The sequence below is a fragment of the Mesorhizobium onobrychidis genome (assembly GCF_024707545.1).
GTDB lineage: Bacteria > Pseudomonadota > Alphaproteobacteria > Rhizobiales > Rhizobiaceae > Mesorhizobium > Mesorhizobium onobrychidis.
The window spans coordinates 4002373-4017375 of record NZ_CP062229.1 but is presented as its reverse complement, the minus strand read 5'-3'; the positions used below and the strand labels follow the sequence as shown (position 1 = coordinate 4017375).

Sequence of the window (15003 nt, the reverse complement as noted above, 5' to 3'; positions counted from 1 at the left end):
GAGGTGCTGGTCTTCGGCCGTCAGGCGAACTCAGCCCAGTCGCTACGATCTGGTCCGGCGCCTGCAACGGCAAAGGGACGGCGGGCTGCGAATCGACTGGCGGCAATTTGCGGAACCAGTCCGGCAGGACCGTCTTGGCCGCCACCGGCGGCGCGATGACGCCATGGTCTTCCGGCGGACAGACAAACCGGATCGAGCGAGTGGTCTGGGAAAAATGAAACATCGATAGCCTCCATGGAAAAATCCGAGGAGGAACGGGCCGCAGGCGGATTTATTCCTGCTGGATGTCAACCGTCTGATTATGCAGGCCGGCTACGAGATTTGGCCGCCGCCGAGCGACCGCCGCGGCAGCGGCGCGCACAGCAGCACTGGTTAAAGCACCAATCGCATCAGCGGTCGGCCCGCCTTGCGCTCGACCAGCCTCTCGAAGCCGGCTTTCTCGAAGACCCGCGACGAGCCGACGAACAGCCCGATCGAACGCGAATCTTTCGACAGGTCGATCGGACACGCCTCGACCAGCCGCGCGCCATTCTGGCGAGCAAACTCGATGCCGCCTTCGACCAGCCGGTGCGTCACGCCCCTGCCGCGCGCCTTGACGCGGATGAAGAAGCAAGAGATCGCCCAGACGCCCGGATCCGTGGCGTCGGCAGGATCGACCGGCGCCGACCCCCTGCCCTTATTGTTCCATTCGGGCACGTCGGCGCGCGGGCCGATCTGCATCCAGCCGACCGCCTTGCCATCCTCGAACGCCAGCAGGCCCGGTGGTGGCCCGGCCTCGATCCGCGCCTTGATGTGGTCCTTGTTGCGCTCCCGGTCGCTGGCGCGGCGCGCTGCCGGCGACAGCCGGAAATGTGTGCACCAGCAGCCGTAGCAGGCGCCTTGCTTACCGAAAAGATCTTCGAAATCAGCCCAAAGCTCAGGCACCAGCGGCGCTATGGTCGTATTCATGAGCTCTCTCCCGGCCCACCGCCTTGTCGTGGCGTCCGTCCTGACGTACCATTGCCTTTGTTCTCTTTATGTTCGCAGCGATGGCGGCTCCTGTCAACAATCCCGATCACGGTTTTTGCCGCGACTGTCTGACCTTTCAGCGCGGCGAGGCACGGCGCTGCGAACGCTGCGGCAGTCCACGACTTGCCCACCATCCGGAGCTCTATCGGCTGCATCTCGCCCATATCGATTGCGACGCGTTTTATGCGGCGGTCGAAAAGCGCGACAACCCGGCGCTGAAGGACCGGCCGTTGATCATCGGCGGCGGCAAGCGCGGCGTCGTCTCCACCGCTTGCTACATCGCGCGCATCCACGGGGTGCGCTCGGCGATGCCGATGTTCAAGGCGCTCGAAGCCTGTCCGGAAGCGGTCGTCATCCCGCCGGACATGGAAAAATACGCACGCGTCGGCCGCGAGGTGCGCGCCATGATGCAGGCGCTGACGCCGCTGGTCGAGCCGATCTCGATCGACGAAGCGTTTCTGGACCTTGCCGGCACTGAGCGCCTGCATGGCTTGCCGCCGGCGGTGGTGCTCGCACGCTTCGCGCTGGGCGTGGAGAAAGAGATCGGCATCACCGTTTCATCAGGCCTGTCCTACTGCAAGTTCCTGGCCAAGGTGGCGTCGGACTTTCGCAAGCCACGCGGCTTTTCGGTGATCGGCGAGGCCGAGGCGACTGGCTTTCTGGCCGAGCAGCCGGTGACGCTGATCTGGGGCGTGGGAAAAGCCTTCACCGCCACGCTTGAACGGGACGGCATCCGCACGATCGGCCAGTTGCAGCGCATGGAGCGCGGCGACCTGATGCGCCGCTACGGCGTGATGGGCGACCGCCTCTACCATCTTTCACGCGGCGAGGACGAGCGCCGCGTCCATCCCGACCAGGACGCAAAGAGCGTATCGGCAGAGACCACCTTCGACATCGACATTGATTCCCTGGATGAATTGGTTTCAGTGCTGAGGGCGCTGTCGGAAAAAGTCTCGGGACGGCTGAAGAAATCCGGCATCGCCGGGCGCACCGTCGTGCTGAAGCTGAAGACCCAGGATTTCAAGACCCGCACGCGCAATCTCCAACTCGGCGACCCGACACGGCTGGCCGACCGCATTTTTTCGACCGGGCTCGAGCTGCTGCGCAAGGAAGCGGATGGCACAAGATACCGCCTGCTCGGCATCGGTGTCAGCGATCTCTCGAATGACGAAAAGGCCGATCCGCCCGACCTCGTCGATATCCAGTCGCGCAAGCGCGCCATGGCCGAAGGCGCCATCGACACGCTGCGCGACAAGTTCGGCCGCAGGGCGGTGGAGACCGGCTACACCTTCGGCAAGGGCCGCAACGCCCACCCGCCCGAGCCGATCGAGGACTGAGCATGACCCCGAAAAGTGGAATCCGTTTTTCGGAAAAGATCATGCTCGAACAAAAAAGATAGACCGTACCGTCAGATGCGTTGCAGATCGATCCGGCTGGTCACCACGCTCTCGCCGGTTTTCGGGTCGACGTCGGTAACGGTCAGCCGCATGCCGTCCTCGCCGTTCTTCTCGACCGTCATTTGCGCCTTGCGATCGCCGTTGACCTCCTTGGCCCAACGGATGCCGAGATTGATGGCATTGCCCGAACGGCTGCCGCTGAGCTGTGCCGGCCCGGTGCGGGATCCGACATAGGTGCCACTGTACTTCGCCCAGCTGGACTTCAGATCGGCACTGATGGCGCGTGTCACCACGACAAGGCCGCGGCATTTGCCATCCAGCGACAAGGAGGTCGACGTCGCGTCAGAATTGAAGCGGCAGGAGACATTCACCGTCGGCGCCTCGGTGGTTACCTTGACGGTGCCCTTGCCGGCGAAATTCCCCCGGAACGAACGGAGAAAATCGGCCTCGTCGGCATGAGCCGCGCCGGCCGCAGCCGCCAGGCAGGCGGCAAGTGCAAATCGTGCGAATGATTTCATGGGATCTCTCCTCGTTGATATCGGAACGACGATGTTTCCAACGAATTGGCTGTTGGACCAACGCCCGCCGTGACGGCAGGTTCCGCCCTCAGCATGACCGCTTTTCAACGTGCCGCCTCTGGCCCAGCCGAATGCGTCGATTAGCGGTTGCGATGAAAGTCTCGGCTTGCGACATAGCGTGCATGGCACCCTCACCGTCGATCCCCAAGGCCGCGTTCTGGATGGCGCTGTCGATCGCGTCGTTTCTGACGATGTCGGTCGCCGGCCGCGCCACGACAGCCGAGCTCAACGTCTTCCAGGTGCTGGAACTGCGCTCGGTGATCGGCCTTTTCATCCTCCTGCCGCTGGTGATGATATCAGGCGGTTTCGCGGCGATGCGCACCAAACGCCCCTTGGCCCATATCGCCCGCAATGTCGTCCATTTTGTCGGCCAGGCAGCATGGCTCTACGCCTTGACGCTGATTCCGCTGGCCGTGCTGATCTCCATCGAATTCACGACGCCGATCTGGACGGCCATTCTGGCGGTCGGCTTTCTTGGTGAAAGACTAAGCCGGCCCAGACTTGCGGCCATCGTGCTCGGGCTGATCGGCGTGCTGATCATCGTCCGTCCGGGCGTCGGCTCCGTCGATCCGGGACATGTTGTCGTGCTGGGTGCTGCGGTCTGCTTCGGTATATCTGTGGTCCTGGTCAAATCGCTGACGCGGACGGACAGCGTCGTGTCCATCATCTTCTGGATGCTGGTCATCCAGTCCGTGCTCGGCCTTGTCCCGGCGCTCTACGAATGGCGCAACCCGCCGCTCGAACTGTGGCCGTGGCTCCTGCTGATCGCCTTCACCGGCATGTCGTCGCATTTCTGCATGGCCCGCGCGCTCGCCTATGCCGACGCGACCGTCATCTCGCCGATGGACTTTTTGCGCGTGCCGCTGTCGGCGCTGATCGGCTGGCTGCTGTATCAGGAGCAGATCGACGCTTTCACCGCCGGCGGAGCCTTGCTGATCCTGCTGGGCAATCTGCTCAATCTGCAGAAAAAAGCGACCAAACCTGCGGAAGTGGCAGCGTCTTAGCATTTTGCAGCCAAACGTCTTCGTTTGGCGTCCGACAAAATGCGTTAAAGCAAAGAGTTAGAGCGCGGTTTTGATTCCACCAAAACCGCGCTCTAGCCTCGCATTTCAGTCGCCTTCGTCGGGGATGTTGAGGAGATGCCCGCAGGCCTTGCAGTGGACGGCGTCGGGTTCGTGCCGCTGAAGTCCGCATTGGGGCAAGGAAAAAAACACCTTGGCGGGGCGGAAGAGCGCCTGCGCCAGCCTGACGAACAGCGATATGCCGATGATCATAGTGACGATCGCGGTGAGCTTGCCGGCGATACCCGGCAGGACGATGTCGCCGAAGCCGGTCGTTGTCACCGTGGCGACGGTGAAATAAAGCGCGTCGACATAGCCTTCGAGACCGGCCCCGGTGCTGAAAAAGAAGGTGTAGACGAAGCCGGTGATGACAAGGAGGAATGTCAGGAGATTGATGACTGCATGGCTCGCCTCGCGCCATTTTTTGAGCCCGCGCATCTCGAAAAACCGCCACAGCGCGCCGCTGCGTGACAGCGACCACAGCCGCAATATGCGCAGAAAACCTAGGTTGGCCAGCGCCGAAGGCATCAGCAGCGTCAGCAGGATAAAGGCATCGACCCACGACGCCGGCTGTTTCATCAGGCGCAGCATGTCGTTGGAGGCAAGCAGCCGGGCAATCATGTCAGCGGCGACAAGTGCTGCCACAGAATAATCAAGCCAGAGGAAAGAGGACGACTCCTGGATCACCGGTGTGGCGATGAAGAAGGCGATGATGGCAAGGTCGATGACAATGGCGACCAGTTGAAACCGGAAAGCCGCGGGCGTGCGCCCGTGATAAAGTTTGCGCAGCGTGCCGCGCAGCCGCGCCAAGGCTGAAAAATCCTCCACTCCTTCCCTTTCCGGCGCCTTCATGACAACTGCGATAACGTTCGCTGCGACAGCCGTCCAGTGGGCAGAGCAGAGGGAAGCCGCTGTGGCTTGAGAACATCCGGAGCGTTTCAGACCCGCAAAGCAGTCAGACCGGTTCCGCCTCGATGATGCTGATGCGAGGTCCGGCTTCAACAATATTCGCGACCCGAAAATCCGACGCCGCAAGCAGCGACCTGAATTCTTCCGCCGTGCGCTCCTGCCCGCCCGGCATGACCAGCATGTTCAGATCGCCGAATTTTGCGCCGGCGCCTTCGTTGGGCGGCGCCAGAATGCTCTCGAGCACCAGCAGCTTGCCTTCGGGGCGCATCGCCCGGCGGCAGGTTTTCAGGATCCGGATGTTTGTGTCGTCGTCCCAGTCATGCAGGATCCATTTAAGCACAATCGCATCGGCGCCCTCGGGCACCGAGACGAAGAAATCGCCGGCGACGATGTCGCATCGATCGGATACGCCCGCGGCGTCAAAGACCGGGCCGGCCTTCGCCAGACCTGCGGCTGATCGAAAAGAATGCCGCGCTGGCCGGGATTGCGGCAGAGGATTTCGGCAAGCAGCGCGCCCTGCCCGCCCCCGACATCCATGACGACAGAGAACGGCCGGAAGTCATAGGCCGCGATCACCGCGGCGGCGACGCCACGCGACATGGCCGTCATCGCGCGGTGGAAGATGACGGACTCTTCCGGATGCCTGACGGAAATACGGCCGTCCGGCCAGAATCGCCCACGGCTCGACCGACTGCTGAACATCGGATCGCAACGCGCCGCTGAGCGGGGTCAGCGAGAACGACCGGTCTTCCGCTTCATGGAACACGCCGACCGACGCAAGGGCGCGCAGCAGCCGGTAGAGCGCCTGCGGATGAGTATTGGTCAACGCGGCCAGTTCGCCGCTGGTGCGTTTTCCGTCCTTGAGATGGTCTGCAATGCCCAGCGTGGCGGCGACGCAAATCGCCTGAGATACCTGGAAGCCATTGACCATTTTCTGGAGTTCGGCAGCGGCATCCCGCTCATCCATGACCCGCTCCCCCGGCCGCCGAAAAGACCCAGGCCGCAGAGCTCACAACACCAGCGGCATCGTCACCGGGCAATGCGACCGGGCTGGCGGAATACGGTCGTTAGCTCACACCAACTCGACTTCCACCACGCCCGGCACCGCGCGCATGGCCGACGCAATCTGCGGCGAGACGCGGTAACGGTTGGGCAGTTCGATCTCGACCTCGCCTTGCGCCTCATCCTTGATAACGATAATGCTCACCTGACTGTCGCCGCGCTGGGTCAGCTGCGATTGAATCGCCGACGCGGGTCGGTCATCTCTGACAAAGATGCGCAAGGCTTTTTGGATGCGACTTGCCTCGTCCTCCAGAGACTGCACGGTCTGGATGCGCAGATTGACGCCTTCTGGCCTGTCCTCGGCCGAAACGGTGATCACCACCGAACGGCCGGGCTCGAGCAGGTCGCGATACTGCGCCAGCCCCTCGGAAAACAGCACTGCTTCATACTGGCCCGACGTGTCGGAGAACTGCACGACGCCCATCTTGTTGCCGGTGCGCGTCTTGCGCTCCTGCTTGGTGGTGACGGTGCCGGCAAGCCGCCCGGCGGCAGCACCCCGTTTGACGGCCGCCGAGAACTCGGCCCAGTTCTGCACCCGCATCTTCTGCAGCGCCGCCTTGTATTCGTCCAGCGGATGAGCCGAGAGATAGAAGCCGACCACCTGGAATTCACGGTGCAGGCGGTCGGCGGCAAGCCACGGGTCGGTCGCCGGCAGATTGAGCGCCTGCGACTGCGCGCCGAGCGAGGCGCCAAAAATGTCGTGCTGGCCCGATATTGCATTCTGCTGCGCCAGCGACGCCAGCCCCATCATCCGCTCGACGCCGGCCATCATCGCGGCGCGGTCGTGGCCGAAGCAGTCGAGCGCGCCGGCCATGATCAGGCTTTCGAAGACCCGCTTGCCGACGATCTTCGGATCGACCCTTTCGCAGAAATCGGCGAGGCTCTTGAACGGTTTTTCGCCGCGCATGGCGACGATGTGCTCGACCGCGGCGTCGCCGACGCCCTTGAGCGCGGCCAGCGAATAGAAGATTCGGTTCTCGCCGACCTCGAAGGCGCGGAAGCTTGATATCACCGACGGCGCCACGACATCGATGCCGAGGCGCAGCGCATCCTGGCGGAAATCGGCGAGCTTGTCGGTGTTGCCCATGTCGAGCGTCATCGACGCGGCCAGGAACTCGACCGGGTAGTGCGCCTTCAGATAGGCCGTCTGGTAGGAGACGACTGCATAGGCGGCGGCATGCGACTTGTTGAAACCGTAGTCGGCGAACTTTGCCAGCAGGTCGAAAATGAAGTCGGCTTGCGGCTTGCCGACGCCGCGCTCGACCGCGCCCGAAACGAAGCGTTCGCGCTGCTTGTCCATCTCGGCGCGGATCTTCTTGCCCATGGCGCGGCGCAGCAAATCGGCTTCGCCCAGCGAATAGCCGGAGAGCTCCTGCGCGATCTGCATCACCTGTTCCTGGTAGACGATGACGCCTTGCGTCTCCTTCACCAGATGGTCGATCTTCGGGTGGATCGACGCCATCTCCTCCTCGCCATGCTTTCTGGCGTTATACGTCGGTATGTTCTCCATCGGTCCCGGCCGATAGAGAGCGACCAGCGCGATGATGTCTTCGATGCAGTCGGGCCGCATGCCGATCAGCGCCTTGCGCATGCCGGCACTTTCCACCTGGAACACGCCGACCACTTCGCCGCGCGATAGCATGGCGTAGGTATCAGGGTCGTCGAGCGGAATGTGGGCGAGATCGATCTCGATGCCGCGGCGGCGGATCAGCTTGACCGCAGTCTCCAGCACCGTCAGCGTCTTCAGGCCGAGGAAGTCGAACTTCACCAGCCCGGCCTGCTCGACATACTTCATGTTGAACTGGGTGACCGGCATGTCGGAACGCGGGTCGCGGTACATCGGCACCAGCTCCCACAGCGGCCGGTCGCCGATGACGATGCCGGCGGCATGCGTCGAGGCGTGGCGGTAGAGCCCTTCCAGCTTCTGCGCCATGTCGAGCAGCGTCTGCACGATCGGCTCGCGCTCGGCCTCTTCGGCAAAGCGCGGTTCGTTGGCGATGGCGTCGGCGAGCTTGACCGGATTGGCCGGGTTCGACGGCACCATCTTGGAGAGCTTGTCGACCTGGCCATAGGGCATCTGCAGCACGCGGCCAACGTCGCGCAGCACCGCGCGAGCCTGCAGCGTGCCGAAGGTGATGATCTGGCCGACCTGGTCGCGGCCGTATTTCTGCTGGACGTAGCGGATGACCTCCTCGCGCCGGTCCTGGCAGAAATCGATGTCGAAGTCGGGCATCGACACGCGGTCGGGATTGAGGAAGCGCTCGAACAGCAGCGAGAAGCGCAGCGGATCGATATCGGTGATGGTCGTCGAATACGCGACCAGCGAGCCGGCGCCCGAACCGCGGCCCGGCCCGACCGGAATGCCTTGCGCCTTCGCCCATTTGATGAAGTCGGCGACGATCAGGAAGTAGCCGGGGAACTTCATCTTCTCGATGACGCCGAGCTCAAATTCCAACCGTTCGCGATATTGTTCGACCGTGTAGCCGGGAGCCAGTCCGTGCGCGGCGAGCCGCGCCTCCAGCCCTTCATGCGCCTGTCTGGCAAGCTCCTGCGCCTCCGCCTTCACCGCCGCATCGGCATCGGCGACATCGCCGCCGGCAAAGCGCGGCAGGATCGGGTTGCGGGTCTTGGGGTAGTAGGAGCAGCGCAGCGCGATCTCGACGGTGTTGTCGATCGCTTCCGGCAGATCGGCGAACAGCCTCGCCATGTCAGCCTGGTTTCTCAGAAAATTGTCGGGCGACAGGCGGCGGCGGTTGTCGACGGCGACGACCGAACCTTCGGCGATGGCAATCAGCGCGTCATGCGCCTCATAGTCGTCGCGGGAGGAGAAAAACGCCTCGTTGGTGGCGACCAGCGGCAAGTCATTGGTATAGGCGAGGTCGACGGACGATTGCTCGATCGCCCGGTCATAACCGGAAACCCGTTCCAGCTCGACATAGAGCCGGTCGCCGAACAGCGCCTTGAGCGCCAAAAGCCGCGTCTCGGCGAGATCGCGGCGATCCTCCTTCAAGGCGTTGCCGATTGGGCCGCGCGGCCCGCCGCTGAGACAGATCAGGCCGTCGCAATGGCCTTGCAGCATCTCGGTCGTCAGATGCACGGCCTCGCCGGGCGGCGTTTCGAGATAGACCCGGCTGACCAGCCTGACCAGATTGCTGTAGCCGGCCTCGGTCGCCGCGATCAAAACCACGGGCCGCATATCCGGGCCTTGCCGCCTGCGGTCGCGCTGGCTGTCGCTGGCTTCGCCGGAAAAGGCGAGAGTGGTCTGGCAGCCGATGATCGGCTGGATGCCCTCCTTCACCGCTTTTTGCGCAAATTCGAGCGCGCCGAACAGATTGTTGGTGTCGGTGACGGCGATGGCTGGAGCCTCATCCTTGACCGCATGGCCGACAACCGTGCCGAGCTGCAATGCGCCTTCGAGCAACGAATAGGCCGAATGGACGCGCAGATGAATGAACGGGCGCGCAGGCACTTCCGGCCGCGATGCCCTCACAAGGGCCTCGCGCCGCAAGGGGTCGCGTGGAAGTGTCTCATTCGCCATGGTTTTTAGCGCCGTTTGAAAGGACTCAGTCGATGAAGATGTATTGTCCGGCACCGGACGATGCGAGTCCAGCAATTGCGACTCGAGCCTTGCAAGCTCGCGATCCGTTGCTTTGTGACGGCATTTATGCTAGGAATATATGCATGGTGCTGATTTGCGCCAACGGCCCGCCGCTAGGCGGGTTTTTGTTTTCAGCCTTACGCAAACTCCATGATCACCGCATCGACGGCGAGACTGTCGCCCGGCTTTGCCTTGAGTTTCGACACGGTGAGGTCGCGCTCGGCGCGCAGCACGTTTTCCATCTTCATCGCCTCGACCACGGCCAGCGTCTCGCCGGCCTTGACCTCCTGCCCTTCGGCAACGGCGATCGACACGACAAGGCCGGGCATCGGGCAGAGCAGCATCTTCGAGGTGTCGGGCGCCAATTTTTCCGGCATCAGCCTTTCGAGTTCGGCGGTGCGCGGCAGCATGGCGCGTGCGGTCACCGACATACCTTTCCAGGCGATGCGAAGCCCGTTCGGTACCGGCCTGATCTGCGCGGCGATTCTTCGGTCGCCGACCGTGCCGTGCCAGATGAGATCGCCCGGCCGCCAGTCGGACGTGACCGTCAGCGCCTTGCCGCCGTCGATCGACAGATCGATCGCCATCGGAATGGAGATCATGCCTTCGAGCACCGAGGCCGAAAGGTAATCCTTGCCGATCTTGACCACCCAGTCGCGTTTCAGGACACCCGAATGCGGCGCCAGCCGCCCGCCCAGCCGGTCGAGCCGGTCGCGGCGCAGCAGTTCGACCGCGGTGGCAATCGATGCGAGCACCGCCTTCTCCTCGCTATCAGGCACGATCGGCGCGAAGCCATCGGGATATTCCTCTGATATGAAGGCGGTCGATATCAGCCCTTCCCGCCAGCGCGGATGCTGCATAAGTGCTGCCAGGAACGGCATGTTGTGCTCGATGCCGTCGACGACGAAGCTGTCGAGCGCCACGGACATGGCGTCTATTGCCGCGAGCCGGGTCGGCGCCCAGGTGCACAGCTTGGCGACCATCGGATCATAGAACATCGAGATTTCCGAACCCTCGGTGACGCCGGTATCGTTTCGGATGACAATTTCGCCGACCTGTCCCTCTTCCGGTGGCCGGTATCTCGTCAGCCGGCCGATCGACGGCAGGAAATTGCGATACGGATCCTCGGCGTAGAGCCGGCTTTCCACCGCCCAGCCGTTCAGCTTGACATCGCTTTGCTTGATAGCGAGCTTTTCGCCGGCAGCTATGCGGATCATCTGCTCGACCAGATCGATGCCGGTGACGAGCTCGGTTACCGGGTGCTCGACCTGCAATCGCGTATTCATTTCAAGGAAATAGAAGTTCTTTTCGCTGTCGACGATGAACTCAACCGTGCCGGCGCTCTGATAGTCGACCGCCCTGGCCAGCGCCACCGACTGCTCGCCCATGGCTTTCCGGGTCTTGGCGTCGAGGAAGGGCGAAGGCGCCTCTTCGACGATCTTCTGGTTGCGGCGCTGGATCGAGCATTCGCGCTCGCCGAGATAAAGCGCGTTGCCGTGCGCGTCGGCCAGCACCTGGATCTCGATGTGGCGCGGATTGACCACGAACTTCTCGATGAAGACGCGGTCGTCGCCGAACGAGCTTTTGGCCTCCGACCGCGCCCGGTCGAACCCGTCGCGCACCTCGGCCTTGCTCCAGGCGATGCGCATGCCCTTGCCGCCGCCGCCGGCCGAGGCCTTGATCATCACGGGATAGCCGATCTCGCCGGCGATCTTTTCCGCATGGACGGCATTCTCGATGACGCCGAGCCAGCCTGGCACCGTGCTGACCTTGGCTGCATTGGCGAATTTCTTCGACTCGATCTTGTCGCCCATCGCCCTGATCGCTCTGGGTTTCGGGCCGATGAAGACGATGCCTTCTTTCTCCAGCACTTCACAGAAGGATGCGCGTTCGGACAAAAACCCGTAGCCGGGATGCACGGCTTCAGCACCTGTCGCCTTGCAGGCAGCGATGATCCTCTCCGGCACCAGATAGCTCTCAGCGGCCGGCGAAGGCCCGATATGGACAGCCTCGTCGGCCATCTCGACATGCACGGCGTCACGATCGGCATCCGAATAGATCGCCACGGTGGCGATGCCCATCTTGCGCGCCGTCTTGATGACGCGGCAGGCGATCTCGCCACGATTGGCGATCAGGATTTTTGTGAACATGCGGGTTGCGTTCCCTCGGCTGCCTTTCTTTTATGGGCTTCGCCCGGCCGGTCAAGGCAAGTTGGCGCATATCCCCGGGCGCAAGTCGGCTGGCGCCGACCAAACCCGGCCACGAACTGTCAATTCGTCCCATAGTCCAGAACCTGCATATACGCTAAGGCTCGGCCCCGATTGCAGATTTGCCCTGAGAGGAGATGCTGATGAAAACCCGCGCCGCTGTCGCAGTCGCCGCCGGAAAGCCGCTGGAAATCCTGGAGGTCGACCTCGACGGCCCGCGCGACGGCGAGGTGCTGGTCGAGATCAAGGCGACCGGCATCTGCCACACCGACGAATTCACGCTGTCGGGCGCCGATCCCGAAGGCATCTTTCCGGCGATCCTCGGCCATGAGGGTGCAGGCATCGTCGTCGATGTCGGCAAGGGCGTCACCTCGGTCAAGAAGGGCGACCACGTCATCCCGCTCTACACGCCGGAATGCCGGCAATGCCCGTCCTGCCTGTCCAGAAAAACCAATCTGTGCACCGCGATCCGCGCCACGCAGGGGCAAGGTCTGATGCCGGACGGCTCGTCGCGCTTCTCGATCGGCAATGACAAGATCTTCCACTATATGGGCTGCTCGACCTTCTCCAACTTCACCGTGCTGCCCGAGATCGCGGTGGCCAAGGTCAATCCCGACGCGCCCTTCGACAAGATCTGCTACATCGGCTGCGGCGTCACCACCGGCATCGGCGCGGTGATCAACACCGCCAAGGTCGAGATCGGCGCCACGGCCGCCGTCTTCGGCCTCGGCGGCATCGGCCTCAACGTCATCCAGGGGCTGCGCCTTGCCGGCGCCGACATGATCATCGGCGTCGACCTGAACAACGACAAGAAGGAATGGGGCGAGAAATTCGGCATGACGCATTTCGTCAACCCGAAGGAGATCGACGGCGATATTGTGCCCTATCTCGTCAACATGACCAAACGCGGCGCCGACCAGATCGGCGGCGCCGACTACACGTTCGACTGCACCGGCAGCACCAAAGTGATGCGGCAGGCCCTGGAAGCATCGCACCGCGGCTGGGGCAAGTCGGTCGTCATCGGCGTTGCCGGCGCCGGCCAGGAGATCTCGACGCGGCCGTTCCAGCTGGTCACCGGCCGCACCTGGATGGGCACCGCCTTCGGCGGCGCGCGCGGTCGCACCGACGTGCCGAAGATCGTCGACTGGTACATGGACGGCAATATCGAGATCGACCCGATGATCACCCACACACTGAAGCTGAAGGACATCAACAAGGGTTTTGACCTGATGCACGAGGGCAAGAGCATCAGGAGCGTGGTGGTTTACTAGGTGAAGGAGGTTCAAATTCGTGTTCGTATTCGCTTCATCGACTACGAAAAGTCGACGATCCATCGAATACAGAATTTTGGCGAGGACTTATGGTGTAGCTATAGGGCAAACAATCGCGTTCAGATCGATTTGGGAGAGATCGATCGTGCGACAGATGAAATCAACTTTCTCGTACGTGATACGTTTTTGCAGAGGAGCCTGACCGAAGTGCATCGCTTGTTAAAAGCGAACCTCATGGAAAATGAAGCGGTCATCGATATCGACTCGGCATGACGACTAGCATCAACCAAATACAGATTTACGTCGATGCCGATGCCTGTCCGGTGAAGGCCGAGGTCGAGAAAGTCGCCGAGCGCCATGGCGTCGTCGTCACCTTCGTCTCCAATGGCGGCCTGCGCCCGTCGCGCGATCCGATGATCCGCAACGTCGTCGTGTCCAAGGGCGCCGACGCGGCGGACGACTGGATCGTCGACAATGCCAAACCCAACGACATCGTCGTCACGGCCGACATCCCGCTTGCCGCCCGCACGGTGGCGCTCGGCGTCCATGTGCTTGGGCCGACCGGGCGCCCGTTCACGCCGGAAACGATCGGCATGGCGATGGCGATGCGCGACCTCAAGCAGCATCTGCGCGAGACCGGCGAAAGCAAGGGCTACAATGCCAGTTTCGCGCCGCAGGACCGCTCGCGGTTTCTCGGCGAGCTCGACCGCATCCTGCGGCGTGCGCTGAAATCCGCCGCACCGGATTAGAACGCGATCTTGAGGCCCAGCTTGCCGCTGACGGTTGAACTGTCCTCGGACCATTTGCCGCGAATTTCAGTGCTGACGGTTGTCGATGAAGACATCTTCAGATTGAAGCCGGAGGACAGCGCCACCGAGAAATCCGCATCCTCGAAATTGCTCTTCAGACCAGAAACGCTTGCCGTGTTCGAATAGCCGAAACGCTGCTGCAGATCCGCGCGCGCATAGGGGCTGATGACCATGCCGTTTCCGAGCTGGTAATCCGCGTAAACCCCAGGGTCGAACTTGATCGCGCCAAACGATAAACGGCTCTTTCCAAATTCAGTGCCGGTGTCGTCCGTGTATGCGTCGCCGGTAAAGGTAACGCCCAACAGCCCGCCACGAAGATCGAAACGCACGCGATCGGTCAAGTTGAAGATGCGGCCGATCGACCCTGTTATCGCGTAGCCTTGCGTGTCGTAGCTGCCGTCATTTCCCTTGACGTCGGTGTTGCCCAGGAACGCCGAGGCGGCCACAAGAGCATAGCTGGTGCCTTTACGATAAAGCCCATAGCCGCCGAACATGCCGCTTTTGTTGGTCGCGTCACCGACACCAAAAACGTCGACATTGACGTCAGCCGAGGCATAGCCGCCGAACAGCCCCAGGTTCAATCCGTGCTCGCTGTCGAATCCGAAATGCTTTGCCGCGTTGAAGTCGACACTGGCGGCAGCGGAGAATTCATCGACGTCGAAGCTCGGTCCGTCAAAGACGTCGAAATCGTCCGAAACGGTGAAGCCGTCATGCTCCGTGTGGGCCAACTGGCCGGAAGCGAACACGCCGAACGGTGAAGACTGGGCCGGCGGAGCTGCGGCTGCGGGGCCGACATCCGCCTGGATGATGTCGTCAGACAATTTGAGAAGCGCATCCAGGGACGTGTCGACAATCGCGCTATTGACGGTCACGCCGACGTAGCAGTCCGTCTGCAGAGGCTCTTCACTATCGTCGTCAATACAGGCGTTTGCCTTCGAAGGCAGGAAAACCAATGCAGCGCCAATCGAAATTGAGCTCGCGCACAGGCGCAAACGCCAACTCTTGCCTTTCATTGTCCCCTTCCCCTGCTACTTGTGTCGTCTGGCTTAAATATCAGGACATGCAATGCGCAGTTGAACTATGAAAAACATCACTGACTGGAG

General features: G+C 62.3%; 12 protein-coding genes and 2 pseudogenes. 5 read left to right on the top strand and 9 right to left on the bottom strand.

Annotation, left to right across the window (positions count from 1 at the left end; genetic code table 11):
* Positions 1 to 91: 91 nt before the first annotated feature.
* Positions 92 to 223: pseudogene (locus IHQ72_RS37410) on the bottom strand (DUF6065 family protein); the annotation flags it as partial.
* A 149-nt stretch (positions 224 to 372) separates the two neighbouring features.
* A complete protein-coding gene (locus IHQ72_RS19955; RefSeq protein WP_258116713.1) occupies positions 373 to 948 on the bottom strand; it encodes a GNAT family N-acetyltransferase in 576 nt (191 codons plus the stop codon).
* 68 nt (positions 949 to 1016) lie between these two features.
* Here IHQ72_RS19955 and IHQ72_RS19950 point away from each other — a divergent pair, with 68 nt between their 5' ends.
* On the top strand, positions 1017 to 2345 hold the full coding sequence (locus IHQ72_RS19950) for a DNA polymerase IV (RefSeq protein ID WP_258116712.1): 1329 nt from the start codon (positions 1017 to 1019) through the stop codon (positions 2343 to 2345).
* Between the two features lie 71 nt (positions 2346 to 2416).
* Here IHQ72_RS19950 and IHQ72_RS19945 read toward each other — a convergent pair whose 3' ends face one another.
* Complete coding sequence (locus tag IHQ72_RS19945; protein WP_258116711.1) at positions 2417 to 2923, bottom strand: hypothetical protein; 507 nt, start codon at positions 2921 to 2923, stop codon at positions 2417 to 2419.
* Between the two features lie 182 nt (positions 2924 to 3105).
* On the opposite strand from IHQ72_RS19945, the gene IHQ72_RS19940 reads away from it, so the two are divergent.
* Complete coding sequence (locus tag IHQ72_RS19940; RefSeq protein WP_258116710.1) at positions 3106 to 3987, top strand: DMT family transporter; 882 nt, start codon at positions 3106 to 3108, stop codon at positions 3985 to 3987.
* A gap of 105 nt (positions 3988 to 4092) precedes the next feature.
* On the opposite strand, the gene IHQ72_RS19935 is transcribed toward IHQ72_RS19940, so the two are convergent.
* From IHQ72_RS19935 to IHQ72_RS19915, 5 genes and pseudogenes are all read right to left on the bottom strand, one after another.
* Positions 4093 to 4896, bottom strand: a complete 804-nt coding sequence (locus tag IHQ72_RS19935) for a potassium channel family protein (RefSeq protein WP_258116709.1) — start codon at positions 4894 to 4896, stop codon at positions 4093 to 4095.
* 103 nt (positions 4897 to 4999) lie between these two features.
* Positions 5000 to 5553, bottom strand: a pseudogene (locus IHQ72_RS19930) (methyltransferase).
* Positions 5513 to 5920, bottom strand: coding sequence for a methyltransferase family protein (locus IHQ72_RS19925; RefSeq protein WP_258116708.1), 408 nt, complete (start codon positions 5918 to 5920; stop codon positions 5513 to 5515). Before IHQ72_RS19925 ends, IHQ72_RS19930 begins: the two are co-directional and overlap by 41 nt.
* Before the next feature lie 105 nt (positions 5921 to 6025).
* The gene (dnaE, locus tag IHQ72_RS19920) at positions 6026 to 9553 is read right to left on the bottom strand and encodes a DNA polymerase III subunit alpha (RefSeq protein WP_258116707.1); all 3528 of its coding nucleotides are present in this window, start codon (positions 9551 to 9553) and stop codon (positions 6026 to 6028) included.
* Between the two features lie 197 nt (positions 9554 to 9750).
* Positions 9751 to 11763 carry an acetyl-CoA carboxylase biotin carboxylase subunit gene (locus IHQ72_RS19915; protein ID WP_258116706.1) on the bottom strand — a complete coding sequence of 671 codons (2013 nt, stop codon included), beginning with the start codon at positions 11761 to 11763 and terminating at the stop codon, positions 9751 to 9753.
* Between the two features lie 200 nt (positions 11764 to 11963).
* Here IHQ72_RS19915 and IHQ72_RS19910 point away from each other — a divergent pair, with 200 nt between their 5' ends.
* The 3 genes from IHQ72_RS19910 to IHQ72_RS19900 are packed head-to-tail and all read left to right on the top strand — an operon-like array spanning position 11964 to position 13840.
* The gene (locus tag IHQ72_RS19910; RefSeq protein ID WP_258116705.1) at positions 11964 to 13091 is read left to right on the top strand and encodes an S-(hydroxymethyl)glutathione dehydrogenase/class III alcohol dehydrogenase; all 1128 of its coding nucleotides are present in this window, start codon (positions 11964 to 11966) and stop codon (positions 13089 to 13091) included.
* Entirely contained in the window at positions 13092 to 13364 is a 273-nt protein-coding gene (locus IHQ72_RS19905) for a hypothetical protein (protein ID WP_258116704.1), read from the top strand. It abuts the gene before it with no gap.
* Complete coding sequence (locus IHQ72_RS19900; RefSeq protein WP_258116703.1) at positions 13361 to 13840, top strand: YaiI/YqxD family protein; 480 nt, start codon at positions 13361 to 13363, stop codon at positions 13838 to 13840. Before IHQ72_RS19905 ends, IHQ72_RS19900 begins: the two co-directional genes overlap by 4 nt.
* Here the strand turns inward: IHQ72_RS19900 and IHQ72_RS19895 are convergent.
* Positions 13837 to 14913, bottom strand: a complete 1077-nt coding sequence (locus tag IHQ72_RS19895; RefSeq protein ID WP_258116702.1) for an autotransporter outer membrane beta-barrel domain-containing protein — start codon at positions 14911 to 14913, stop codon at positions 13837 to 13839. The genes IHQ72_RS19900 and IHQ72_RS19895 overlap by 4 nt on opposite strands.
* Positions 14914 to 15003 lie beyond the last annotated feature (90 nt).